Source organism: Pseudohalocynthiibacter sp. F2068, from assembly GCF_023015645.1.
Taxonomy (GTDB): Bacteria; Pseudomonadota; Alphaproteobacteria; order Rhodobacterales; family Rhodobacteraceae; genus Pseudohalocynthiibacter; species Pseudohalocynthiibacter aestuariivivens.
Genome location: NZ_JALKAK010000022.1, coordinates 1 through 23,885 on the forward strand (window position 1 = coordinate 1; position 23,885 = coordinate 23,885).

The window sequence follows — 23,885 nt, forward strand, 5'->3', positions numbered from 1 at the left end:
TATGGATGAGGGCGACATCGTCGAGCAAAGTGGCCCGATCGAGTTTTTCGACAATCCGCAACACGAGCGCACCAAAATGTTCCTCAGTCAGATTTTGTAACCGCTTTACGCGTGATGTGCAGGCCAAAGGATCAAACAACATGATCACAGTAACAGAATGCGAAAACCCCGTTGATTTGGTGACATTTGTCGAGACGGATCGTTTGCTCCTTAATCCATTGGAAACTAACGATTGGCGGATAAGACGTGTCGTCCGCGATAAGGTCATCGCGTGTTCCGAAGCTTTACCTGAAGGCTTGTGCCTTATGGTGTTTGAGGCGTTCCGTTCACGCGCGCGGCAATGGGAATTGTGGAAACCGGTTTTTGCCAGCATTACCCAGAACAACCCAAACTGGAGCGAAACGCAGGCCTATATTGAAGCGTCACGCTGGGTTTCTCCTCCCGATGGCTTTGGGAGCGGACATCAGGCAGGTGCGGCAGTTGATCTGAAACTGGCGCGCGTGGACCGTACAGAACTGGATTTTGGAGGGCTCATGAAAGGGCTCACAGGCATCGCGCCGACCAATTGGCCTGTCTCGCCTGAAATTCGCAAAAACCGCGATATGCTCGTCACCGCGATGCACGGCGTCGGCATGATTAATTATCCAGATGAATGGTGGCATTTTTCCTATGGCGACCGGCTATGGGCGGAAGTTACCAACCGGAATGAGGCCTTTTTCGCACCGATAGAATAACCAGATACAAAAGATACTGAATGGCTCAAATCTCCTGCTCGTGGTGTATGTCCCTTTCTCCAACACGAGTTGACCACACATAAACCAGTTGAAAGTCTGTTCCATGCCAACCAGCTTTTTCACCACCCCCGGTAGGTTTCATCGCGGAAATCTACACACCCATTCCACCGGATCAGATGGGCTTTATTCCCCGCAAGAGGTCTGCAGCAGATATCAGGCGGAAGGCTATGATTTCATCGCCCTGACGGATCATTTCGTGGGGCTGTTCGATTATCCGATCACTGACACCACGGATTTTCGTAACTCCCAATTCACGACGATAATTGGGGCGGAGCTGCATACTGGTGTTATGGGAAATGGCAATTTGTGGCACCTTTTGGGCATCGGTCTTCCCCTAGATTTCCCACCGCCGCATGCACCACACTTTCAATCTGTTGATGGTTCTGAAACCGCTGCAAGCATCGCGCAACGCGCACGAGACGCAGGCGCATTCGTGGCCATTGCGCACCCGCATTGGTCTGGCATGTCGCAAGCCGATGCCCTTTCCGTCACAGCGGCGCATGCGGTGGAAACCTATAATCACGGTTGTGTCGTCGACAATGATCGTGGTGAAGGATTCCTGATACTGGAACATCTCTTGAATCAGGAGCGTCGTCTGAACCTGATCGCCGCTGATGACGCCCATTTCAATACACCGGACCATTTTGGTGGCTGGGTTATGGTCAAGACCAGGGAAAACACCTCCGAAGCCCTTTTAGCGGCATTAAAGGCTGGCACGTATTACTCCAGCACGGGACCCGAAATTCACGATATCCGCTTCACTAGCGATTGTATCGAAGTCGATTGCACGGCGGCGGCGACCATCGTGGTTCAGGGTAAGGGTACATCAACGGCAACTCTGCATGGTAAGGCCATGACAAGAGAAAGTCTGTCTTTGGCACGTCTGAGAAATTCACCCTGGGTTCGCGTTACAATTGTAGACCGGACGGGAAAGCGCGCGTGGTCCAACCCAATTTGGCTAGACGGATAGGTGTATCATTGCCTCAAGCCACCCAAAACCAAACGCAGGACCGCACCCAAGTTTTTCGGGAAGAAGCCGTGACATCAGGTCAGGAAGCCCACCCTGAAAGTTGAACACGTCCAGATTTGTAATCTGAAGTGGACGTATACTGGGCTTAAAGCGCTGTGCACGAACGGCTGCATTACGAAAGCTTCCGGTGCGACTATGACCCTCTGTTGAACGACAGGGGGGTCGTGCTCGCATTTGAAGGTGCCCGCTTCCAGCATCTTGCCGTGTTTCGTTGAAAGCGCAGCATTCCGTAAGAGGGCTTATTTGAGACCTTCGTTGCGAGATTTTCCAACGACCGAGAAGCGGGACTTTATTTCCGTTCGTTGCCCAACGGGTACATTGCAAAACCAAGGACGTTTTGCTGGCGATTTCCAACCAACCTATGCTTGCTGTAATCGGGCAATGAACAATCAGTTGTTTTGCCGGAGCGTTTTAATGACCGCTGCAGTTTCCTGTTTTCCGTATCCGGCGGCTTGTGCTCTCTTGACCCATTCGCGCATCAATGCCGGGAGTTCGCTGTTGATGCCAACAGAAACCGCGTGATTATACAGGCCAGTGACTGCCTCTCCAGCCACATCAACCGACGCGCCGCCTTTGGAAATCCTGTCGAAGGAGCCGGCTTGGATCGTTTCGGTTAGCGGAATCGCCCTGTCACCCGGCGGCAGGATAGAGGTGAATTCCGATACGGGCACCCCTTCGGCTTCACAAACCAGCGCGCCGTGAATTGACCCGAAAATGATGCCAAGAAGGCGCGACAGAAATGCAAGCTCAAATGTTGCCGCCGCACGGGCATTCGAACCCAAGTATCGCAAGTCACCCGCCAAAATCCCAAGATCGGTTTCGCAATCCGCGAAGGCGGATTTTGACCCGGCGACCGCGATCCGGCTAGTGGGTGTCCCGATGTTTCCGGGCCAACACATAATGGTTCCATCAATGTAACCTGCGCCCCAATCATTGAACTTTGTTTGGCTGTCCTCAGATTCCTGAGGGGTGGATGTGCCGAGTTGAACAATGTTGCGCCCGACTACTGCGTTTGAAACCTGCGATGATTCAAACAGACTGTTTGTGGTTGAATAGTTCATAAGACAGATTACCGACCGCGGACTGGCAGCAATCGCCTCGCTGAGGTCGGATGCTGGCCGCGCTCCCCGGTCCACCAGTGGCTGCATCTTTTCAGCCGTGCGGTTCCAGACTGTCACTTCGCGCCCGGCTGCCAAAAGAGCGCGCGCCAGCGCAGTTCCCATCGCCCCCAATCCCACTACTGTAACGTCGCTCGTCATTTCAACACCCCCAAATTTAGGCCACCAACAAACACTAGAATGGCAATGGCGTCACGAAAAAAGGCGTTTACCTCAATACTTCAAGTGCTTTAACCGATCCCGACCTGCGGTTCGCTACACGGGTGTCGAATGACTTTTGTGCGGGACAGAGCGAACTCCGAGCAAGAGAGATTTTCTCCAGTGAAGCGCCGGTCCAAATGGTCGAAGCAGAGAAATTTCATGGCGATTGGGGAAGCTACCATGTCTGTGATACTGTTCACACAAAGAGGAGAGTACCGCATGGCTTTGGACAATAAAGACGACACAGATTTTGTGAAATTCTGGAACACGGTTCTGGAACCCAAATTCACAAAGTACCGGCACATCTTACAGGGTGGGTTGTCACGCCATTCCGCGGCAGTGATCCCAAATTTGCCCATCAAAGAAGGAATGTCAGTGCTGGATGTCGGCTGCGGATGGGGAGACATGTCGCTCCAAGTGGCTGAGATTGTTGGACCAAAGGGTCGAGTTGTCGGCATTGATTGCGTCGACGCGTTCTTGGACGAGGGTAGGAAAGACGCCGCAGCAGGAGGACTATTGAACGCCGAGTTCTCCCGCGGCGATGCCGAGGTCGCTCTACCAGAGAATGAGTTTGACTATGTGGTTGCGCGTTTTGGCACGATGTTCTTCACAAATCCGGTAGCTGCATTGCGACGTATGCGTGTGGCACTCAAACCGGGCGGACAAATGACACATATTGTCTGGCGTCGACGTGAAGACAATCCGGCATGGCAGGAAGCAAAGAACATTACCCTTCGACACCTTCCGGCTCCGGGTGAAGACGCTGATACCTGTGGACCTGGTCCCTTTTCGATGGGCAATCAGGAGATGGTGGGCCTCATGATGAAGAGCGCAGGTTACGAGGACGTCACTTTCACTCGCGTGGACGAAAAGATCATGGTTGGGACAACCCCGGAAGAATGCATCGAATTTGCGTTGGCAATCGGCCCAGGTGGAGAGGTCTTCAGAGAGGCAGGAGAGAAGCTTGCCGAGGCCAAGCGCCCTGAGATCGAGAGTGAGATGCGTAGCTTCTTTGAGAACCAAGAACGGGACGAAAATGGCATTTGGGCACCCACCTCATCATGGGTTATAACCGCACGCAATCCCGCTTGACCGAAATTTAGTATCGGTTCCGGTCCGACAATCTTGCATTAGGTTTAAGATAGAGAAAACTGAGTCCGCATAGGGCTCAAAGCCGCCGATCGCCGCGAAGAGCAGGAACGGCCGCTTTAGGGCGTTCACAACGATCTGGTGCCACATCTATTTGCCAATTTCCACTGGACTTGTGCTTTGAAGAGAGCGTGAGTGTACATGCACGCCGACTCAACCCGGCACGTGCTCCCGGACCTCCGGGCTTTGGTCAGTACCAGGATTGATATCATCCTGCGCACAACCAATGGAGGCATTAAATGACTGATATAAAACAAAACAATTTCCTGACCGATAAAGCGTCTGAAGCACCTCGCGGAACTCGCGGAGGTAAAAGCGAGGACAGAACCACGGGGCGTAACACCAAAAAGCAGGAACTGATCCGGTTGTTGGGTGGAAAGAACGGCGCTGATATCGCTCGACTGAGCGACAAACTAGGGTGGCAGCCGCACTCTGTGCGGGCTGCAATGACCGGGCTTCGCAAGGACGGCTATGACATTCAGAAAAAGTTGGGTCCGGGTGGCAAGCCTGTACGGTATCGAATTTCGTCTAGTCGGGTGTCTCCGCAGGCGGGTGGCGTGGAGGCGGAAAAGTGACCGAGTTCAAAAAGGTTACGCTTCAAGCGGGCCCAGGTCGGTCGAAATGTCTCCATGTTGCAGGTTGTACCAAGGTGACGGCAACTGACGAGAGGAGAGAGGAACTGCTGGTCCCTGAGCTTGCGAACCTCAAAGAGACTATCGTGATGCTTGCTGATCTCGATAACGAGGCTCTCCGAGTGACTTGGAAGCGGGTCTGGAAATACCCTGCACCAAAAGCAGCGAGAAAGCGCTTCATGATGCTCGGGATCGCCTGGAAGTGGCAGGCCGGTCTATTGGGTGGTTTTCGTCCTGAGCTCGCGCGACGATTAGCAGCGCTTGAGGTGCGCAGTGGTGAAAGTTTACGCGGACCATATTGTTCAGCGGCGGACCTCACGGCGGCGGCGCGGCCAGGTCCCGGAACCCGGTTAATCCGTGACTGGCGCGGAGAACGACACGAGGTACATGTGACCGAGAAAGGTTATTTGTGGCGAAGAAAGGAATACGGATCGCTTTCAGCGGTCGCAAAAGCCATTACGGGGGTTAGTCGTAATGGACCGAAGTTCTTCGGACTTCGAGACGGGTAGGGCGCACGCTGATGACCCGTGTACTGCGTTGCGCGATCTACACGCGTAAATCTACCGAAGAAGGGCTGGAGCAGGACTTCAACTCTCTGGACGCACAGCGGGAGGCCTGTTCGGCGTTCATCACGAGCCAGCGCCATGAGGGCTGGGCTGAATTGCCAGCGCTCTATGACGACGGCGGCTTCTCGGGCGGCTCTATGGAACGACCCGCGCTTGCCCGTTTGCTCGCGGACATTGAAGCCGGGGCGGTTGACACTGTCGTTGTCTACAAAGTCGACCGTCTTACCCGCGCGCTGGCAGACTTCGCTCGCATCGTGGCGATCTTTGATGCGGCAGATGTCTCCTTCGTCTCGGTCACGCAAGCCTTCAACACTACGACGAGTATGGGGCGACTGACGCTGAATGTCTTGCTGTCGTTCGCCCAGTTCGAGCGTGAAGTGACGGCGGAACGCATCCGGGACAAGATCGCCGCCTCAAAAGCCAGGGGCATTTGGATGGGTGGCACACCACCGATTGGCTACCGGCCCGAGAAACGACAGCTTGTCGTGGTTCCTGAAGAGGCGGATGTCGTGCGGCACATATTTGATCGCTATCTGGCTCTCAGATCGGTGCGTAGGCTGCAGGCGGAGCTTGTCGAGAGAGGATACCTGACACCCATCCGGATCAGCCGTTCGGACCGTACAAGTGGAGGCTGCGCCTTCTCAAAGGGAAAACTATATTCGATGCTCTCGAACCCGGTGGTGGTCGGAAAGATCCGCCATCGCGACAAGGTTTATGACGGTCAGCACAATGCAATCATCGCCGACGAGACATGGGAAAGGGTTCAGGCGATGTTGGCAGACAACCGTCGGTCGCATCAAAGTCGAAGCCGTGCACGTAATCCAAGCCCGCTGGCAGGCAAGCTCTTCGATCCAAATGGCAAACGCATGCGGCCAGTTCACACTACGAAGAAGGGGTGTAGGTACCGCTATTACGTCAGCCCGGGTCTTATCGATAGTAGCGTAGAGGTCGGCGCACGTGGTTGGCGTATCCCAGCGGAAGAGATCGAGGCCGCACTGGCGACGGCAATCCTGGGCCATCTCAGCCAACCCGACGCAATCAGCATCCTGATCGATGGCAAGGTAGACGCGGAAGAGGTTGCAGGCGTAATGGAAAGTCTGAATGGCATCCGCGATGAACTCTGCGATCCACGCTCCAAGTCGGGACGGCAATTGCTGAGGGTGATTGTGAGACAGGTCGAACTGACAGAAAAGGCACTTTGTGCTCAGATTGAACTGGCCCCCGCATTAGTCGATCGGATTTTGTCTGAGGATGCAGATCTCTTCACTGTCGAGCTATCTACGCCGATCCAACTGAAACGCCGAGGTTCGGAACTGAAACTGATTCTGCAGGGGGCAGGCAGTAATCGCGGCACACCCGATCCCACACTCATCAATACCATCCTTGATGCACGCCGTTGGTTTGCCGCTTACACGCAACAGGAAAGCCCGATGAGCATCTCGGAGATCGCAATTGCTGCTGGTGCCAGCCCCGGCGACGTCTCTCGATCCATTCCGCTTGCGTTTTTGTCTCCTGATCTAATCGAGGCGATTCTGGATGGGCGGCAATCGCTTGATCTGACCGCCACGAGCCTTCGGCGGGTGGGCCAACTGCCGTTTCTTTGGGACGATCAGCACCGTCTGCTTGCCTGAATCGCTCGCGCCCATTGCAGCTAAACGAGCCTAAAAATGCGACTTTCAATCGGTTTGGACGTTTGCAGAGACGTTTGTGCTGCAAAGCCCCGAAACCATTGAAAACCAAGGTCTCTGCTCCAATCCGTTCGGCTCGCAGCGGATTTCTGCCGCGTAACCCACGGGATTCGCCGTACTTATTCTGAGACGGGGAAGGACGGCTGACAGCACATGACTGTCTGGTAGGCCCGGAGGGACTCGAACCCCCAACCAAAGCGTTATGAGCGCTCTGCTCTAACCAATTGAGCTACAGGCCCGACCGTGCCGCCATCCCTATCAGATGATGTCGGGGGGTCAAGATGTTCAATGTTGCCAAATGAAGGGACGAGTTGAATCCCTTCAATCCGGGCCAGAGTTTGGCAAACTGAACGGATCATTATCTGCGCGCGTGTATTCAGCGCATGCCTGTGCGGGTAGACAAGATAGAGGCGGTTGTCGGGCCACACGCCAGGTCATCTGGGTGTGCATTCGCAGGGGCAGCAGCTTTTGATTTGGGGTGATGTGGTGCATGCAACCAAGCTGCAACTGGATTACCCGGATTGGACGATCACCTTTGATGTAGATGCTGATATGGCGCGCGCTACACGCAAGCGGATGCTGGATATGGTCGCGGCCGACGATATTCTGGTTGCTGGTATGCATCTTGATTTGCCGCGCGCGGCCACTTTCGGCGGTTCCCTTTGGCAAAGCCTTACGTTAAAGCCTGTGCGAAGTTTTTAACGAAGGAGCTGCCCAATGACCTCTGGCAAGAACGGCCTGACATACGCGGATGCGGGTGTCGACATTGATGCAGGGAATGCGCTTGTTGATCGGATCAAGCCAGCAGCAAAGCGGACGGCACGCGCAGGCGTGATGAGCGGGCTGGGTGGTTTTGGTGCGCTGTTTGATCTTAAGGCGGCAGGGTACAGCGACCCGATTTTGGTTGGTGCCACTGATGGCGTGGGCACCAAACTGCGGATTGCAATTGACACGGGCCGTTTTGAGACAATCGGGATCGACCTTGTCGCTATGTGCGTGAATGACCTTGTGTGTCAGGGGGCAGAGCCGCTTTTCTTTCTGGATTACTTTGCAACCGGTAAGCTGGAACTTGACGCAGCGACCACTATTATCGAAGGCATTGCCGAGGGCTGCGCGCTGTCAGGCTGCGCGCTGATTGGCGGAGAGACGGCAGAGATGCCGGGCATGTATCACGATGGCGACTTTGACCTTGCCGGATTTGCCGTGGGCGCGATGGAACGTGGTGGCGATCTGCCCGCAGGCGTTGTTGAAGGCGATGTTTTGCTTGGTCTTGCCTCTGACGGAGTTCATTCCAACGGGTATTCACTGGTACGTAAGGTCGTTGAGATTTCGGGCCTTGGGTGGGACGATGATTGCCCCTTTGCTGATGGCGCGCTTGGGGCTGCCTTGCTCGCACCAACACGGCTTTACGTGAAACAGGCGCTTGCAGCCGTGCGGGCAGGGGGAGTTCATGCGCTCGCCCATATTACTGGGGGCGGGTTGACTGAAAATCTGCCACGGGTTCTGCCACAGGGGCTTGGCGCTGATCTAAACCTTAATGTCTGGGAGATCCCTCCTGTTTTCCGTTGGTTGGCGGAAACATCCGGAATGGAGCAGGCTGAATTGTTGAAAACCTTCAATGCAGGCATTGGTATGGTTCTTTCAGTCGCCGAAGATCGCGCGGAAGAACTGAGTGCGTTGCTGAGCGCTGAGGGTGAGACGGTCTTCCGTCTCGGCCATGTCAGCGCAGGCGACGGCGTGCGTTACTCAGGCAAGCTTCTGTGAACAAAAGGATCGCGATACTTATTTCCGGCGGCGGCTCCAACATGGTGTCACTTGCCGAAAGCATGGTTGGTGACCATCCTGCGCGCCCCGTACTGGTTTTGTCGAATGACACCGAAGCGGGCGGCCTCGCAAAAGCCAGCGCTATGGGAATCGCGACGGCGGCAATTGACCACAAACCCTTTGGCGATGATCGCGCCGGATTTGAGGCTTTGCTAAAGACAGAACTTGAAAATGCAGATGCTGACCTGATTTGCCTTGCAGGGTTTATGCGGATCTTGACCGCAGAGTTTATTTCCCGTTGGGAAGGACGCATGCTGAATATTCATCCGTCTTTGCTTCCTAAATATAAAGGATTGAATACCCATGCCCGCGCTTTGCGGGCGGGTGATAAGATGGCGGGATGCAGTGTGCACGAGGTGACTGCAGCATTGGACGATGGACCGATCCTGGGCCAAGCGCAGGTGCCGATTTTGCCGGGAGACACAGCCGATACATTGGCGGCCCGGGTGTTGCCGATGGAACACCGCCTGTACCCTGCTGTCCTGCGCCGCTTTGCTGCGGGTGACCGCACGCCAGTCTATCTGAAATCGTGAAAAGCGCTGACCCTTTTCATTGCCCCGGATATATTTTAGAACAGGCGGGCACGCTAAGGCGACGAGAAGAAAAAGAAACGGGCCTGAATGATCACTCTTACCACGACCGAAGAACTGGCAGCGTTCCGCGAACGCGCCAAAGGCAAACCTTATGTCACGGTAGACACAGAGTTTTTGAGAGAGCGAACCTATTATTCCAAGCTCTGCCTCGTTCAGCTTGCCCTTCCAAGTGATGCCATAGAAGATGCTGTTTTGCTTGACCCATTGGTTGATGGGTTGTCGCTGGAGCCGCTCTACGATCTGTTTCGCGACGAGAGCATTGTCAAAGTGTTTCACGCGGCACGGCAAGATCTGGAGATTTTCTTTATCGAAGGTGGCGTCTTTCCCAAGCCTCTGTTTGATACGCAGGTTGCGGCAATGGTTTGCGGCTTTGGCGAACAGGTCGGCTATGAAACGCTTGTACGAAAGATCTCGCGGCTACCTCTTGATAAGACATCGAGGTTTACTGATTGGTCACGTCGTCCGCTGACCGATGCGCAAAAGACCTATGCTTTGGCAGATGTGACCCATCTGCGCGGTATTTATGAACACCTTTCCGCTGAGCTGGCAAAGACGGGCCGGCACGCGTGGGTCGAAGAAGAACTTGAGGTTTTGACGACACCGGCGACCTACATCGTCGAGCCGTCCGAGGCATGGCGGCGGGCAAAGACCCGGACGAATTCAGGTAAATTTTTGGCCGTGGTGCGCGAACTTGCAAAGTTCCGTGAAATCTATGCCCAAACCCGCAATATTCCCCGAAATCGGGTTTATAAAGACGACGCGATGCTTGAGCTTGCTTCGACCAAACCGGTAAACGAACAAGACCTGAGCAGATCACGCCTGCTTTTGCGCGAAGCGCGGCGCGGCGATATCGCAGAGGGTATCTTGAAAGCGGTCAAAGCTGGCCTTGAGACGGACCCTGCGAACTATCCGAAAGTTAAGAACGGGCAGGAAAAACTGCAGGTTAATCCCGCCCTGTCAGATCTTTTGCGTGTTCTCTTGAAAGCGAAGGCTGAAAACGTGGGGGTCGCGCAAAAACTTGTGGCGCCTGTTGCCGACCTTGATGTGATCGCTGCGGGCGGGCGTAACGTGCCCGCATTGCGCGGATGGCGGAACGAAGTTTTTGGCGCGGATGCGCTCAGGCTTTGCAACGGTGAAATTGCGCTGGCCGCCAAAGGCAACCACGTTAAGATCGTCACGCTTTAATGGTTTGCTCAGCGGCGGCTGACAAGCGAGCTTTGAGCGCCCAAAACCTGAATTTGCTGGATAGTTTCAAGTTTCGAGTTCGAAATAAACTTCGCCACAACAATCTGACGCGATTGTGGGGTAGAAACAGGTTCACGCCCGTCTGGCGGTTCTGCTCTGAAAAAATAGGTTATGACCCCATCCACAGGGCGACCTTTATTTTGGGCAACCAATTGTGCGTTGTAGTAGCCCTGCGTTAACGCAAGACCGGTCGCACGAACAATTGCGCCACCGGGGGCCGGGTCAATCCGTAGATCAGTGACTTCGGCAATCAGGTTGCCTTGCTCGATCGCAAGTTGCTGTGCCGGAGTAACGACTGCAGCCGCTTGCCGCCGTTCACCCTGTCCAAACCAGTTGAACGGGTTCATCCTTGATTCGCGTACTCTGGAACATCCGGAAAGCAAGATCGCTGAAACCAGAAGAATGGTAATGGGCTTTTTCATATTCACAGATCCCTTTTGCCTTGTCATGGGGTTAGCCCAAAGCGCAGCATTTGAAAAGGTATCTTGATGCCTCTGGACCTTTTCCCTTATCGCGCCTAGGTGAATGAAAGACCAAAAGGGGAGCGAGCGGTGTCGACAGAAGCATTTACAGAGATTGCCGAGAATTTTGAATTTCTGGATGATTGGGAAGACCGGTATCGCTATGTCATAGAACTTGGCCGCGATATGGAGCCATTGGATGCTGCGTTTCAGGTGCCTGCGACAAAGGTCGATGGCTGTGCCAGCCAAGTCTGGATCATGCCTCATCTCGAAGGGCAGGGTGCTGACGCGATCTTCAGGTTCAACGGCGATAGCGACGCGATGATCGTGCGCGGTCTGATTGCTGTTCTTGCGGCGCTGTACAACGGGTTAACAGTGAAAGAGGTCATGCAGGTCGATGCGGCCGAAAGTCTTGGTCAGCTTGGGTTGAATGATCATCTTTCGGCACAACGTTCAAACGGGTTGCGTGCAATGGTTGAACGCATTCGCAAAATTGCGCAGTCAGAAATGGTCTGACGCAGGCCTTAGGAAAGTGTCTTAAGGGTCGATTCCAGATCGCCGTAACCGGTAAAGCGGCGTTCATAGTCAAGCCCTAACCGTTCCGCGCATTCACGGGCTTTTTCGTCCAGAGCAGGAACATTGGTCTGTGCCTGATAAACCAGCTTTGTGTAGTTACCGAAATACATGTCCCGAAGCTCTGGATGTCTGTCCAGCCCCATGGGTTTCCAGACAAAGGCATCGAACTGACGCACCAGAAAATCCGTGAGGTAGAAAGCTGTAAATTCTTCATCCGCGATTTCGGAAAAAGAGTCATTTCCCTCAAAAAATGAATAACAATGCGGACCTTCGACCATTTCAACACCGAGTTCGGCGCATTTCGCCTGCAACAGGCCACCGGTGCCACAATCAGCGTAGACCACGAAAATTTGTTCATAGTCGTCGCGGTTCTTTAGAACGGCTTCTTCAACGGCAGCCGGGATTTTATCCGGGTAAAGATGAAATTTCGCAGGAAGACAGGTCAGGTCCATGTGGTTCCAGCCGTTCGCGCGTTTTAAGGCCAATATCTCATGCGCGAGCGCCCCACAGGCCAGCAGCAAAACACGCCCGGTTTGCGCTGCACTTGCCAGCCCTTGCTCTGTCAGAATGTTATCGTCCAGTTTCATTTCAGTTTAACTGCCGTTCCATAAAACACAACTTCTGACGCTGCTTGCTGTATCGTTGATGTTTGCATACGCACCCCGACAATCGCATCTGCGCCCAGTTCCCGGGCATTGGCAAGCATCCGGTCATAGGCCTGTTCGCGGGCCGCCGCGAGCAATTGATTGTACTCCCGCACTTCACCGCCAACCAGATTGCGAAGGCTTGCGATGATGTCTGACCCCAAATGTTTAGCACGCACAGTAGATCCTTTGACAAGGCCAAGCGCGCTCACAGTTTCGCGACCAGGAATAGCCTCTGTCGTTACGGCAAGGAATTCACTTTTCAATGCGGTCATAGTGATCATCCTCTTTGTTCTTCATACGCTCTGCGATCACACGCCAGACGATATAGCCGATCAATGCGACCGGAAGAATTGCAACGAATCCGATCTGCGGGTTTTCCAGGGCGGCAACAAACAGCACGCCGAGCCAAATGGTCAGACCCGCCGCAACGATTACGCAGATAATGATCAACACAAGTTTATCCAGCGGCATTTTACCCTCCCTGTTCGACCTACAATGTGGGGCGCGCAGCAGAAAAAGAAAAGGCCCCGCATGCTGTTCGCATCGGGGCCTCGAATTGCATTGTCAGAAATTCAGCCCGCGGCCAGTTGATTGTGCTTGCGGTCCATGAATTCCTTGGCTGTCTCAACCGCGACGGCCGCGTCACGGCAGTATGCGTCTGCGCCAATGGCTTTGCCGAACTCTTCGTTTAGGGGTGCACCGCCAACCAGAACGATATAGTCGTCGCGCATACCTTTTTCGACCAGCGTGTCGATCACCACTTTCATGTAAGGCATTGTGGTTGTCAGAAGGGCCGACATACCAAGGATATCAGGCTCTTCGGTTTCCAGTGCTTCAAGGTATTTTTCGACCGAGTTGTTGATGCCCAGATCCTGAACTTCAAATCCTGCACCTTCCATCATCATACCAACAAGGTTTTTGCCGATATCGTGGATGTCGCCTTTAACAGTGCCAATAACCATTTTGCCAACACGTGGCGCGCCGGTTTCAGCCAGCAGTGGTTTCAGGATCGACATGCCGGATTTCATAGCGTTTGCAGCCAGCAGAACCTCAGGCACAAAAAGAATTCCGTCACGGAAATCTTTGCCGACGATTGTCATGCCCGCAACAAGAGCCTCTGTCAGAACGCGGTAAGGTGCCCATCCGCGGCCAAGCAAGATATTGACGCCTTCGTCAATTTCTTCCTTCATGCCGTCGTAAAGATCGTCATGCATTTGCAGTGTAAGTTCGTCATCGGGCAATTCCGAAAGGATGATGTCGTCTTCTTCGTCCATAGGTAGCTTCCCTGAATCAGGCGCCGTGCGCGTAAGTCTTATACATTAAATCGTTGAAATGTGTCCTAAGCACTTGGCGGATTGCGACATTGCCAGAGCTTGAACCGACCTGTGCGCCTTCAGGCGCGCCTGCTGCGGCGCGTCACCCGTGGTTTTGGCGCGTCATCATCCGTTCCGTCCGAAGCAGAAGAGAAGCCACCCAATGCGTCGGTAATTCGCTCCAACGATGGTCTTGGGCCTTTTTCCTGGCTTTCCAGTGCGTTGCGCATACTGCGCAGATGTTCTGTCGTCGTGCCGCAACATCCACCGATAATCGTTGCACCGCAATCCCGTGCCAAAATAGCATAATCCGCCATGAGGTCGGGTGTGCCGTCATAGTGGATATGGCCATCAACGTATTTTGGAATGCCGGCATTTCCTTTAGCAATCACCGGGGTTTCTGTGCCTTGTGCAACGAACCCAAGCACGGTCCGCAGCAAATCAGAGGCCCCCACACCGCAGTTTGCACCGAAGGCAAGCGGACCATTCTCAAGTTTGTTCACCATATCGACCATATCGGCAGAAGTGACACCCATCATGGTGCGGCCAGCGGTGTCAAAGCTCATGGTGCCACACCAGTGCATTCCCGCAAGTGCAAAGGCTTTTGCCGCTGCTTTATATTCGTCAGACGAAGACATGGTTTCTGCCCACAGAATGTCGGCACCGCCATCCTTAAGGGCCTCGGCCTGTTCGTGAAACATTTCGACAGCGTCATCGAACGTAAGAGACCCCATTGGAACCATGATTTCGCCGGTGGGGCCCACCGAACCTGCAACAATAACCGGACGCCCAGCCGTGTCTGCGACATCGCGTGCGATTTCGACAGCGGCGCGATTAAGCTCTGCAACGCGGTTCTGTGCGTCGTGTAGTTTCAGCCTGGAGGCATTTCCGCCAAACGTATTTGTCAGAAAAAGATCGCTGCCTGCATCAACGGCACCCTTGTAGAGCGCGTGTATCTTCTTGGGTTCATCAACATTCCACATCTCAGGTGCGTCCCCGGAAGACAGACCCATATTGAACAGGGTTGTTCCGGTAGCGCCGTCTGCCAATATCCAGTCCCGGTTCTCAAGCATATCTTTAAGGGCGTTTGTCATGACGTTGGCTTCCTGTTTTAATGCTTCTCATATAGTCGCAGATGCTATCGGCGGCAATGCCACGTGGGTGTCGGCAGGGCAATTGTTTATTGCTCATAATGATGATGAGGCGGACACACGCCGTCAATCGGGACGCGGGGTGCAGCGAGTTGTCACATGTTTGTCAAAAAAATATATTGAGACGGTTTCGGTCAGAATACTTTGGGGGCCATACGAATAATCGGCCGACTCGGAACAAAAAAAAACGCGCAGTCCAAATAGGATGCGCGTCTTTTACATTAGCAAAGTTTAGTAACTTGCTGTTAATTCATACTTCTTTCATGATTTCTGTTTTGGCAATAACACGAAGCTCGGCCATCTTGGCACGAATAGTGTCTGGGTCGGATTTGTCGCCAAGATCTGCAGCAACCTTGCGCACTACATCTTCATGGCCAGCTTCTTCGAAATCTGCCACAACAACAGTTTTCGCATATTTATCAGCTTCTTCCCCGGTTTTTCCAAGCAGCCCGGCCGCCCAAAGGCCCAGCAATTTGTTGCAACGTGCATCAGCCTTGAATTTCATTTCCTCGTCGTGGGCATATTTGCTTTCAAAGGCGTGTTCGCGATCGTCAAAGGTGGTCATAGCTGTCCTCACACAGTATCGTTTAGCGTTATTAATAGATATGACTGTCTGCGCGCCTTCCTGCAAGGGGGTGTGCGTTCTTGCGACAAAGACGCCCATGCCGTATAGGGCGCTCATCTGATCGGGGACTCATCCCCTGCATTCGCGTTGGAGATTCAATGGCACGTCGCAAAATGATCTACGAAGGCAAAGCCAAAATTCTTTATGAAGGGCCGGAGCCGGGTACGTTTGTCCAGTATTTCAAGGACGACGCCACTGCGTTTAACGCTCAGAAAAAGGATGTGATCGACGGTAAAGGTGTGTTGAACAACCGTCTCTCAGAATTCTTTATGAAGGGTCTGACCAATATTGGAATCCCGACGCATTTTCTGAAACGCCTGAATATGCGCGAACAACTGATCAGGTCTGCGGAAATTGTTCCGCTAGAGGTGATCGTGCGCAATTTTGCGGCGGGTACGATGTCAAATCGCCTGGGAATCGAAGAAGGCACGCCACTGCCGCGTCCGATTGTGGAATTCAGCTACAAGGATGACGCGCTTGGTGATCCGCTGGTCACCGAGGAATATATCATCGCGTTTGGATGGGCCAGCCAGCAGGATCTTGATGATATTATTGCGCTGGCACTTCGTGTGAACGATTTTATGTCAGGCGTTATGTATGGTGTCGGTATCAAGCTGGTGGATTTCAAAATCGAAGTTGGCCGTGTCTGGGACAACGATTTTATGCGCTTGATCATTGCAGACGAAATCAGCCCGGACAGTTGCCGTCTTTGGGACATGGAAACAGGCCGGAAGCTCGACAAAGATGTTTTTCGCCGTGATCTAGGCAATCTGGCCGATGCCTATACCGAGGTTGCGCGTCGTTTGGGGGTGCTGCCCTCTAACGTAACGCACACCCCAAAACCAACCATCATCAATTGAGGATAGCCCGATGAAAGCCCGTGTTCATGTCATGCTTAAAAATGGTGTTCTGGACCCGCAAGGAGAAGCTGTGCGCCATGCCCTTGGTACCCTTGGTTTCGAAGGGGTTGAAGCTGTACGGCAAGGGAAGGTAATAGAGCTTGACCTTACCGAAACTGACAAGGCAAAGGCAGAAGCTTCGGTTGCCAAAATGTGCGAAAAGCTGCTCGCAAATACGGTAATAGAAAGCTATTCGGTGGAGATCGCCTGATGCGCGCTGCGGTTATTGTTTTTCCGGGGTCAAATTGCGACCGTGATCTTGTTGTCGCTCTAGAGCAGGCAGGCGCCGATGTTCAGATGGTCTGGCACAAGGACAAAGAGCTTCCTGCGGGGCTTGACCTCGTGGCGGTGCCAGGTGGGTTTTCCTTTGGTGACTATCTGAGGTGCGGTGCAATTGCAGCGCAATCACCAATTTGCCGTTCTGTTGTAAATTTTGCAGGTAAAGGTGGGTATGTCCTTGGTATCTGCAATGGTTTTCAGATTTTGACTGAAACAGGCTTGCTGCCGGGGGCCTTGCTACGTAACGCGGACCTTCATTATATCTGCAAATACGTTCCATTGACTGTTCAGACAGCAAACTCGGCCTTTACGCGCGGCTATACCAAAGGACAGAACATCAACATTCCGATTGCGCATCACGATGGGAATTACAACGTTGACCCGGAGACGCTGGGCAGATTGAAGGGCGATGATCGCATCGCTTTCACCTATGGCGACAACCCAAATGGGTCTACTGCAGATATCGCGGGCGTTCTATCTGAAAACCGTAGGGTGCTTGGAATGATGCCACATCCCGAACGGGCGGCAGATTCCCGCCTCGGAGGTACGGACGGTACGGCGCTTTTCCGCGCGTTGGCTGACTCACTGGTTGCTGCCTGAGGAGTTTGTCTTGAGCGTCGGCAGTATCGCGCGTAAATTTACACCATGACTGCCGATAACTCCCTGGTGAAAGCCGAATCCAAATCTGTGCGCATGTCTTGGCGGTTGCGCGGGATTCTGAGCGTTATGGTTTTTGTCGTCGTTGCGGTGGTTTGGTATACCAACATTTTACTGACTGAACGGTTCACGGAAACCACACGGAACAAAGGGGAACTTCGCCTTTCTCTCTATTCCGGCAACTTGCTGAGTGAATTGAAGCGCAACTCGATCGTACCGCAGCTTTTAGCGCGTGACCCTTCGTTGATAGGTGCATTGAATTCCGGTGATTTTTCTCAGTCAACGCAACGGTTGATATCCTACCTTGACGAAATCGGCGCGGCCTCACTTCTCTTGCTGGATGACGACGGGCGGGTCGTGGCCGCGACGGACAGAAATCTGATCGGCTCTTCGCATCGCGCAGAAGCGTATTTTGTTGAGGCAGTTCGTTCTAACGATACAGTATTTCAAACTGTTAATAACGATAGCCGTGGCACGTTGTTCACCTATTCACGCAAGATCGAGATGGGCTCACGCAGTATTGGCGTCATTGTTGTTGAAGTTGATCTGCGACAGTTTGAAACGCGTTGGGCCGGCATTGCAGCAGACGCTGTTTTAGTGCTGAACAGTGAAGGGAAAATAATTCTTGCAACCGAGCCAAAATGGCGTGGTCTGAGAGAAGAAGAGGCGTTAGAGGCGCGTTCTGCACCATCTGCGATTGCGCGTGCGCTTCAGGCAACAGCAGATTGGGCAGCACTGCCGCCAGACGCATATTTGCAGGGCGAGGCGGTTATGCGGCTGGAAACGCGCGTTCCGTTTCAGGGATGGCGGATCGCGTCCTTCACAACCTTCAATTCCGTGCGCGAACGAGTAAACGGGTTTTTGGCGCTTGAAATCATGACATTTGCAATGTTGCTTGCGCTGACCTTTTATCTTTTGTCCCGTAAAGCGCTGGTTCGATCGATGATATTTCAGCGGGAGTCAGCTGATCTCCGCCAATTGAATGCACGGCTGCAACGAGAGATTGCTGAGCGTGAAAAAGTGGAAAAAGACCTCGAAGTCGCCGAACAAACGCTGGCGCAGTCGTCAAAACTTGCGGCTTTAGGTGAAATGTCAGCGGCTGTCAGCCATGAACTTAACCAACCCCTTGCGGCAATGAAAACCTACCTTGCCGGCGCACGCCTGTTGTTGCAGAGAAAACGACCGGACGAAGCCATGTCATCGTTTCAGCGCATAGACGATCTGATCGAAAGAATGGGTGCGATCACCCGTCAGTTGAAAAGCTATGCCAGGAAAGGCGGCGAAGAGTTTGTGCCTGTCGATACGCGGTATGCGATATCTTCGGCACTATCGATGATGGAACCCCAGCTGAAAAGCCGTCAGGTAAAAATCACAACGACGATTCCGCGACATCCGGTTATGGTTATGGCGGATGGGTTGCGTCTGGAGCAGGTCATCATCAACCTTTTCCGGAACGCGCTTGATGCAACGAAAACTGCAGAATCTCCTGAAATTGAAATACTGCTTTCCGCAGGTGAGACCGCAACATTGACCATACGTGATAACGGTGCAGGTATTGAAGACCTCGATAACCTGTTTGAGCCATTTTATACCACAAAGCGCCCCGGAGACGGGGTCGGGCTTGGGCTTGCAATTTCCTCGGGTATCGTAAACGACCTCGGAGGGCGGCTAACCGCAAGGAACGCTGTAAAGGGTGGGGCTGTATTTGAAGTGCAACTCCCCATATTAAGTGAAGAAATCGAAGCAGCCGAATGAGGGCATGAATGGCGCAGGCCATGAAGATAGCAATCGTAGACGACGAGCAGGACATGCGGCAATCCATTAGTCAGTGGCTTGCATTGTCCGGATTTGACACCGAAACTTTTTCCAGCGCCGAGGACGCGCTGAAAGGGCTGGCAAATGATTATCCGGGCATTGTTGTCTCGGATATAAAGATGCCGGGTATGGACGGGATGCAGTTTCTCAAGAAACTGATGAGCGTTGATAGTGCGCTGCCAGTTATCATGATCACCGGGCATGGTGATGTGCCAATGGCGGTCGAAGCCATGCGCGTCGGTGCCTATGATTTTCTGGAAAAACCGTTCAATCCAGACCGGATGACCGAGCTCGCCAAAAAGGCGACACAGGCGCGCCGCCTGACGCTGGACAACCGTGCTTTGCGCCGCGAACTGGGGGATGGCACGACAATCATCAAAAAACTGATTGGCGCTTCGCCGGTGATGGATCGTCTTCGCGAAGACATACTCGACCTGGGGCAGGCAGATGGCCATGTTCTGATCGATGGGGAAACCGGCACCGGAAAATCGCTCGTTGCTCATGCACTGCATGCTGTTGGGCCACGGGCGGGAAAGCGATTTGTTCTTTTGTCCTGTGCGGCGCATGAGGAAGATGAGCTTTGCAAACGGTTGTTTGGCCCGATGGAGGAAGGTGGCTCACTTCCGCATGTTGAAGAAGCGCGCGGCGGAACGCTGGTGCTTGAAGATATAGAAGCGCTCAGCCAGACCTCGCAGGCACGTTTACTGTCCTTCATCAATGAGCAAGGCAGCCCGGCGGAAACCCGCGTCGTCGCGATTTGCAATCTCCAGGAGCAGAACAAAACCTGCGAAGATGCGTTGCGGCCAGACCTGTTTTATAGGCTTGCAGCAATGAAGATCACGCTGCCACCGCTCCGCCAAAGGGGTGAGGACGTGCTTGTTCTGTTTACGCGCCTTAGTGAACAGTTTGCTGAAGAATACGGCTGTGATGCACCGCAGGTCAGTGCGCAAGAGGCTGCGCAGCTGCTACAGGCACCATGGCCCGGAAACGTGCGTCAGCTGATAAATATTGCAGAGCGGGCAGTTCTGCAAAATCGGCGTGGGTCTGGAACAATAGCAAGCCTGTTGATGGCGGATAACGATGAAACGCAGCCTGTGATGACGACGGAAGGCAAACCTTTGAAAGAATATGTTGAAGCATTTGAGCGGATGTTGATCGACAATACAATGCGACGTCACAAGGGCTCGATCGTCAATGTGATGGACGAACTTTGTCTGCCGCGGCGCACTTTAAATGAAAAAATGGCTAAATACAGCTTGCAGAGGTCTGATTATCTTTAAGCTGTAAATCTTTTTCAGAACAAAAAGCAACACTATTCGAACTGCAAATTTTAAAATTATTTAAAGATTTGAGTCTTTTGGTAGTGTTTTTGGGGGACAGGCCCTGCGGTCATCGTCGAAGGGCGGGGCGTCCTGTTGATTTTCGCCATTGTAATCTCGGTGCAATCGCCCTTATGTTCACCCTACGGTGGTCCGACAAAAAACCGAGGCCACTTTGATAAGTTTCGCTGTTCATGAGGCACAGCAGGTAAAATTCCCTGCATTCCAGAACAGACCGATGTGGTCGTGAGACCAGAAATTTGCCTGTGATGCCGATTTCGGCCGGGCGTTTTAACAGGTGCCCCTTTAGGCATCGGAGAAGAACCGCGATGAGACGCGCATTGAGAATGGGAAGCAGCACGGGGGCCAGTTTGGTCGGCCTGTCGCGTTCCCACGTGTCCAACCTCGCCCAAACAAGACACAGCAGACCGTCTTCTACCCCACCGGGGTTAGAGCGACGGCGCGTGTGCAAAGAGAAAATATGGCTAAGAAAATGCTCATCGACGCCACCCACGCGGAAGAAACCCGCATCGTGGTGGTCGACGGAAACAAGGTTGAGGAATTCGACTTTGAATCTGAAAATAAACGCCAGCTAGCTGGCAATATATATCTGGCAAAAGTTACACGTGTCGAACCGTCGCTTCAGGCGGCGTTTGTTGACTACGGCGGGAACCGTCACGGATTTCTGGCTTTTTCCGAGATTCACCCAGATTATTACCAGATTCCTGTGGCAGATCGCGAAGCGTTGCTCGAAGAAGAACGCGCTTATGCCAAGTCACTTGATGATGAAGAGGAAAATAAACCGGCGCCTAAGAAACGGCGGTCACGTTCTCGTTCCAGATCAAAAGCTGAAGATGTAAAATCTGACGACGCGATTGAGACAAAAGACACTGAAATTAACGGGATGGATCTTGTTGACCTTGGCGAAGAAACGCTTGAGGGCAGTTCGCCAATGGAGTTGGTTGCAGAGACTCCTGTCGAGACACCAGCATCCGAAGAGAGTGTTGATGAAGAAGCTGTGTCAGAGAATGACGAACAGCCAGTTACGGTTGACGCCTCTGAGGAAGGTAACTTAGTTATCCAAGCTGCAGATGATGACAGTGACGATGAAGATACAGATTCTGACGCAAATCCCAGGGCGGATGCTTCTGAAAAAGACGACCAGATTGAATCTGTCGCTGATGAAGATGTAACAGAAGAAATTCGTCAGCCGCGCAAGCCGCGCGTGCGCCGCTATAAAATTCAGGAAGTGATCAAGGTTCGCCAGATTCTTCTGGTTCAGGTCGTAAAGGAAGAGCGCGGCAACAAAGGCGCTGCACTCACCACCTATCTTTCGCTTGCAGGGCGCTATTGCGTTCTGATGCCGAATACTGCGCGCGGGGGCGGTATCAGCCGCAAAATCACCAATGCCGCAGACCGTAAAAAACTGAAAGAAATCGCGACAGAGATTGATGTTCCGCAAGGGGCGGGGCTGATTATCCGCACGGCGGGTGCTCAGCGCACCAAATCTGAAATCAAACGCGACTATGAATACCTGCAAAGGTTGTGGGAACAAATTCGCGAATTAACGCTGAAATCAACGGCACCAGCTAAAATTTACGAAGAAGGCGATCTGATCAAGCGATCAATTCGTGACCTGTACAATCGTGAGATTGACGAAGTTTTTGTCGAAGGCGAGGCGGGCTATCGTGTTGCCAAGGATTTCATGAAAATGATCATGCCGTCCCACGCCAAGAATGTGAAACGGTATCACGAAGCACTGCCCTTGTTTGCCCGTTTTCAGGTGGAAACCTATCTGGCTGGTATGTTCAACCCAACGGTTCAGCTGAAGTCGGGCGGGTACATTGTTATCGGCGTGACAGAGGCGCTTGTGGCAATTGACGTGAACTCTGGCCGCGCGACCAAAGAAAATTCGATCGAGGAAACGGCAACCAAAACCAATCTTGAAGCTGCTGAAGAGGTTGCGCGTCAGTTGCGCCTACGCGACCTTGCGGGTCTGATTGTCATCGACTTTATCGACATGGAAGACCGGCGTAATAATGCCGCTGTCGAAAAGCGCATGAAAGACAAGCTGAAAACTGATCGCGCCCGTATTCAGATTGGCCGGATTTCTGGTTTTGGTCTGATGGAGATGTCTCGTCAGCGCCTTCGCCCCGGCATGATCGAAACAACGACTCAGCCGTGTCACCATTGCCATGGTACTGGTTTGATCCGTTCCGATGACAATCTGGCACTTTCGATTCTGCGTCAGCTTGAAGAAGAAGGTGTTCGCCGTCGTTCGCGTGAAGTTCTGTTAAAAGCCCCAATCGGGATTATGAACTTCCTGATGAACAACAAGCGGGAACATATTGCCCAGATCGAAGGGCGATATGGTTTGTCAGTTCGTGTGGAAGCTGATCCTCATCTCGTCAGCCCGGATTTCACGATTGAGCGGTTCAAGACAGCGACCAGAGTTGTCCCGGTTACAAGCGATGCGGTCGTATCTGTGGATACCTCGTTGATGGATCAGATTGACAGCATTGAAGAGGCTGAGGTGATTGTCGAGGCACCCGCAGCAAATGCTGAAGAGCAGGCTCCGCAGCCTAAAAAGCGCCGTCGTCGCCGTCGTCGTCGTCGTAGTGGGAACGGGCAAAACCAGCCTCAGGAACAAGAGACCGGGTCTGCTGATACCGAGGCAGCGGGATCTCAAGAAAGAGATGAAGGGCAAAGCCCTGAACCGGTAGCGGCAGCGGAGGCCGTTGTTTCTGAACCCACCTCTAACAGCGATGCTACAGTTGTGGTTGCCGAGACAGCGGAAGCCGAACCTGAGAAGAAGCCAAGAAAACGTGTGCCACGTCGGCGTACGCCAAAGGCGAAGGTTGCAGAAACTGATGTGGTGACAGACGCTGCGCCAGAAACTGTGGTTGAAGAGGTTGTAACAACCGACAGCGCGGCAGTTGAAACAGAGATGCAACCTGCTAAAAAGCCAGCACGCAAGCGCGCACCTGCCAAACCCAGGGCAAAATCCAAGGCTGCACTCGCAAAAGAAGCAAAGCAAAAAGAAACCGCAGCTTCTGAAGAAGGTGGAGAGACGAAAGAGAACGCAAAGCCTGACCTGCCTGCGCCAGAGCCTGTTGCGATAAGCCAGCCTGTTCCAATTGAACCTGCGGCAGATGAAACGACGCGTGTCGCAGCACTTTCTGCTGCGCCAAGTACCGCAGACGTGTCTGAAACCGCAGAACCCAAGTCCAAGAAAAAGGGCTGGTGGTCACTCGGTCGCTGATTAGCTAACAGATCAATATTGAACGATAGACGCCGGGGTTT

At 53.2% G+C, this 23,885-nt stretch carries 25 protein-coding genes, 1 tRNA gene and 1 pseudogene; 18 read left to right on the forward strand and 9 right to left on the reverse strand.

What is annotated here, in order from left to right; translation table 11 throughout:
- The 3 genes and pseudogenes from MWU63_RS18580 to MWU63_RS18590 all read left to right on the forward strand — a co-directional run.
- Positions 1–100, forward strand: a pseudogene (locus MWU63_RS18580) (amino acid ABC transporter ATP-binding protein); the annotation flags it as partial.
- A 40-nt stretch (positions 101–140) separates the two neighbouring features.
- Complete coding sequence (locus tag MWU63_RS18585; protein WP_247079411.1) at positions 141–734, forward strand: M15 family metallopeptidase; 594 nt, start codon at positions 141–143, stop codon at positions 732–734.
- Positions 735–837: 103 nt separating this feature from the next.
- Positions 838–1,764 carry a CehA/McbA family metallohydrolase gene (locus tag MWU63_RS18590; protein WP_213890908.1) on the forward strand — a complete coding sequence of 309 codons (927 nt, stop codon included), beginning with the start codon at positions 838–840 and terminating at the stop codon, positions 1,762–1,764.
- Between the two features lie 449 nt (positions 1,765–2,213).
- On the opposite strand, the gene MWU63_RS18595 is transcribed toward MWU63_RS18590, so the two are convergent.
- Complete coding sequence (locus MWU63_RS18595) at positions 2,214–3,083, reverse strand: NAD(P)-binding domain-containing protein (protein ID WP_213890909.1); 870 nt, start codon at positions 3,081–3,083, stop codon at positions 2,214–2,216.
- 279 nt (positions 3,084–3,362) lie between these two features.
- On the opposite strand from MWU63_RS18595, the gene MWU63_RS18600 reads away from it, so the two are divergent.
- The 4 genes from MWU63_RS18600 (at position 3,363) to MWU63_RS18615 (ending at position 7,121) form a co-directional block, all read left to right on the forward strand.
- Entirely contained in the window at positions 3,363–4,235 is an 873-nt protein-coding gene (locus MWU63_RS18600) for a class I SAM-dependent methyltransferase (RefSeq protein ID WP_213890729.1), read from the forward strand.
- A 296-nt stretch (positions 4,236–4,531) separates the two neighbouring features.
- Positions 4,532–4,867, forward strand: a complete 336-nt coding sequence (locus MWU63_RS18605; RefSeq protein WP_247079413.1) for a DUF3489 domain-containing protein — start codon at positions 4,532–4,534, stop codon at positions 4,865–4,867.
- On the forward strand, positions 4,864–5,433 hold the full coding sequence (locus tag MWU63_RS18610; RefSeq protein WP_247079415.1) for a DUF2924 domain-containing protein: 570 nt from the start codon (positions 4,864–4,866) through the stop codon (positions 5,431–5,433). The genes MWU63_RS18605 and MWU63_RS18610 overlap by 4 nt, the downstream gene beginning before the upstream one ends.
- Before the next feature lie 11 nt (positions 5,434–5,444).
- Positions 5,445–7,121, forward strand: a complete 1,677-nt coding sequence (locus MWU63_RS18615) for a recombinase family protein (protein ID WP_247079417.1) — start codon at positions 5,445–5,447, stop codon at positions 7,119–7,121.
- Between the two features lie 219 nt (positions 7,122–7,340).
- On the opposite strand, the gene MWU63_RS18620 is transcribed toward MWU63_RS18615, so the two are convergent.
- Positions 7,341–7,417: transfer RNA gene (locus MWU63_RS18620), tRNA-Ile, on the reverse strand.
- Positions 7,418–7,592: 175 nt separating this feature from the next.
- On the opposite strand from MWU63_RS18620, the gene MWU63_RS18625 reads away from it, so the two are divergent.
- The 4 genes from MWU63_RS18625 (at position 7,593) to rnd (ending at position 10,780) form a co-directional block, all read left to right on the forward strand.
- Positions 7,593–7,880 carry a hypothetical protein gene (locus MWU63_RS18625; protein WP_247079419.1) on the forward strand — a complete coding sequence of 96 codons (288 nt, stop codon included), beginning with the start codon at positions 7,593–7,595 and terminating at the stop codon, positions 7,878–7,880.
- Positions 7,881–7,895: 15 nt separating this feature from the next.
- Positions 7,896–8,942, forward strand: coding sequence for a phosphoribosylformylglycinamidine cyclo-ligase (gene purM, locus MWU63_RS18630; RefSeq protein ID WP_213890915.1), 1,047 nt, complete (start codon positions 7,896–7,898; stop codon positions 8,940–8,942).
- Complete coding sequence (gene purN / locus MWU63_RS18635; protein ID WP_213890916.1) at positions 8,939–9,535, forward strand: phosphoribosylglycinamide formyltransferase; 597 nt, start codon at positions 8,939–8,941, stop codon at positions 9,533–9,535. The genes purM and purN overlap by 4 nt, the downstream gene beginning before the upstream one ends.
- Before the next feature lie 87 nt (positions 9,536–9,622).
- The gene (gene rnd / locus MWU63_RS18640; protein ID WP_247079420.1) at positions 9,623–10,780 is read left to right on the forward strand and encodes a ribonuclease D; all 1,158 of its coding nucleotides are present in this window, start codon (positions 9,623–9,625) and stop codon (positions 10,778–10,780) included.
- Positions 10,781–10,788: 8 nt separating this feature from the next.
- On the opposite strand, the gene MWU63_RS18645 is transcribed toward rnd, so the two are convergent.
- Positions 10,789–11,262: a hypothetical protein gene (locus MWU63_RS18645; RefSeq protein WP_213890918.1), complete on the reverse strand. Its 474-nt coding sequence runs from the start codon at positions 11,260–11,262 to the stop codon at positions 10,789–10,791.
- 129 nt (positions 11,263–11,391) lie between these two features.
- On the opposite strand from MWU63_RS18645, the gene MWU63_RS18650 reads away from it, so the two are divergent.
- Positions 11,392–11,817 carry a SufE family protein gene (locus tag MWU63_RS18650; protein WP_213890919.1) on the forward strand — a complete coding sequence of 142 codons (426 nt, stop codon included), beginning with the start codon at positions 11,392–11,394 and terminating at the stop codon, positions 11,815–11,817.
- Positions 11,818–11,825: 8 nt separating this feature from the next.
- Here MWU63_RS18650 and MWU63_RS18655 read toward each other — a convergent pair whose 3' ends face one another.
- The 6 genes from MWU63_RS18655 to MWU63_RS18680 all read right to left on the reverse strand — a co-directional run bounded on the left by MWU63_RS18655 (position 11,826) and on the right by MWU63_RS18680 (position 15,553).
- A complete protein-coding gene (locus MWU63_RS18655; RefSeq protein ID WP_247079422.1) occupies positions 11,826–12,464 on the reverse strand; it encodes a DUF1638 domain-containing protein in 639 nt (212 codons plus the stop codon).
- Positions 12,461–12,796, reverse strand: a complete 336-nt coding sequence (locus tag MWU63_RS18660) for a YbjQ family protein (protein ID WP_247079424.1) — start codon at positions 12,794–12,796, stop codon at positions 12,461–12,463. Before MWU63_RS18660 ends, MWU63_RS18655 begins: the two co-directional genes overlap by 4 nt.
- Positions 12,777–12,995: a hypothetical protein gene (locus tag MWU63_RS18665; protein ID WP_213890922.1), complete on the reverse strand. Its 219-nt coding sequence runs from the start codon at positions 12,993–12,995 to the stop codon at positions 12,777–12,779. The genes MWU63_RS18660 and MWU63_RS18665 overlap by 20 nt, the downstream gene beginning before the upstream one ends.
- Positions 12,996–13,096: 101 nt before the next feature.
- Positions 13,097–13,798 (reverse strand): B12-binding domain-containing protein, encoded by a 702-nt coding sequence (locus MWU63_RS18670; RefSeq protein WP_213890923.1) that lies wholly within the window; start codon positions 13,796–13,798, stop codon positions 13,097–13,099.
- 119 nt (positions 13,799–13,917) lie between these two features.
- Complete coding sequence (gene bmt / locus MWU63_RS18675) at positions 13,918–14,931, reverse strand: betaine--homocysteine S-methyltransferase (RefSeq protein ID WP_213890924.1); 1,014 nt, start codon at positions 14,929–14,931, stop codon at positions 13,918–13,920.
- A 307-nt stretch (positions 14,932–15,238) separates the two neighbouring features.
- Positions 15,239–15,553 (reverse strand): DUF1476 domain-containing protein, encoded by a 315-nt coding sequence (locus MWU63_RS18680; RefSeq protein WP_213890925.1) that lies wholly within the window; start codon positions 15,551–15,553, stop codon positions 15,239–15,241.
- A 158-nt stretch (positions 15,554–15,711) separates the two neighbouring features.
- Here MWU63_RS18680 and purC point away from each other — a divergent pair, with 158 nt between their 5' ends.
- The 6 genes from purC to MWU63_RS18710 all read left to right on the forward strand — a co-directional run bounded on the left by purC (position 15,712) and on the right by MWU63_RS18710 (position 23,844).
- Positions 15,712–16,473 (forward strand): phosphoribosylaminoimidazolesuccinocarboxamide synthase, encoded by a 762-nt coding sequence (gene purC, locus MWU63_RS18685; RefSeq protein WP_213890926.1) that lies wholly within the window; start codon positions 15,712–15,714, stop codon positions 16,471–16,473.
- Positions 16,474–16,483: 10 nt separating this feature from the next.
- Positions 16,484–16,723, forward strand: a complete 240-nt coding sequence (purS, locus tag MWU63_RS18690; protein WP_247079433.1) for a phosphoribosylformylglycinamidine synthase subunit PurS — start codon at positions 16,484–16,486, stop codon at positions 16,721–16,723.
- Positions 16,723–17,391: a phosphoribosylformylglycinamidine synthase subunit PurQ gene (purQ, locus tag MWU63_RS18695; RefSeq protein WP_213890928.1), complete on the forward strand. Its 669-nt coding sequence runs from the start codon at positions 16,723–16,725 to the stop codon at positions 17,389–17,391. Before purS ends, purQ begins: the two co-directional genes overlap by 1 nt.
- Before the next feature lie 45 nt (positions 17,392–17,436).
- Positions 17,437–19,203, forward strand: coding sequence for an ATP-binding protein (locus tag MWU63_RS18700; protein ID WP_213890929.1), 1,767 nt, complete (start codon positions 17,437–17,439; stop codon positions 19,201–19,203).
- 8 nt (positions 19,204–19,211) lie between these two features.
- Positions 19,212–20,543: a sigma-54 dependent transcriptional regulator gene (locus MWU63_RS18705; RefSeq protein ID WP_247079435.1), complete on the forward strand. Its 1,332-nt coding sequence runs from the start codon at positions 19,212–19,214 to the stop codon at positions 20,541–20,543.
- A gap of 520 nt (positions 20,544–21,063) precedes the next feature.
- Complete coding sequence (locus tag MWU63_RS18710) at positions 21,064–23,844, forward strand: ribonuclease E/G (protein WP_213890931.1); 2,781 nt, start codon at positions 21,064–21,066, stop codon at positions 23,842–23,844.
- The last annotated feature ends 41 nt before the right edge of the window (positions 23,845–23,885 follow it).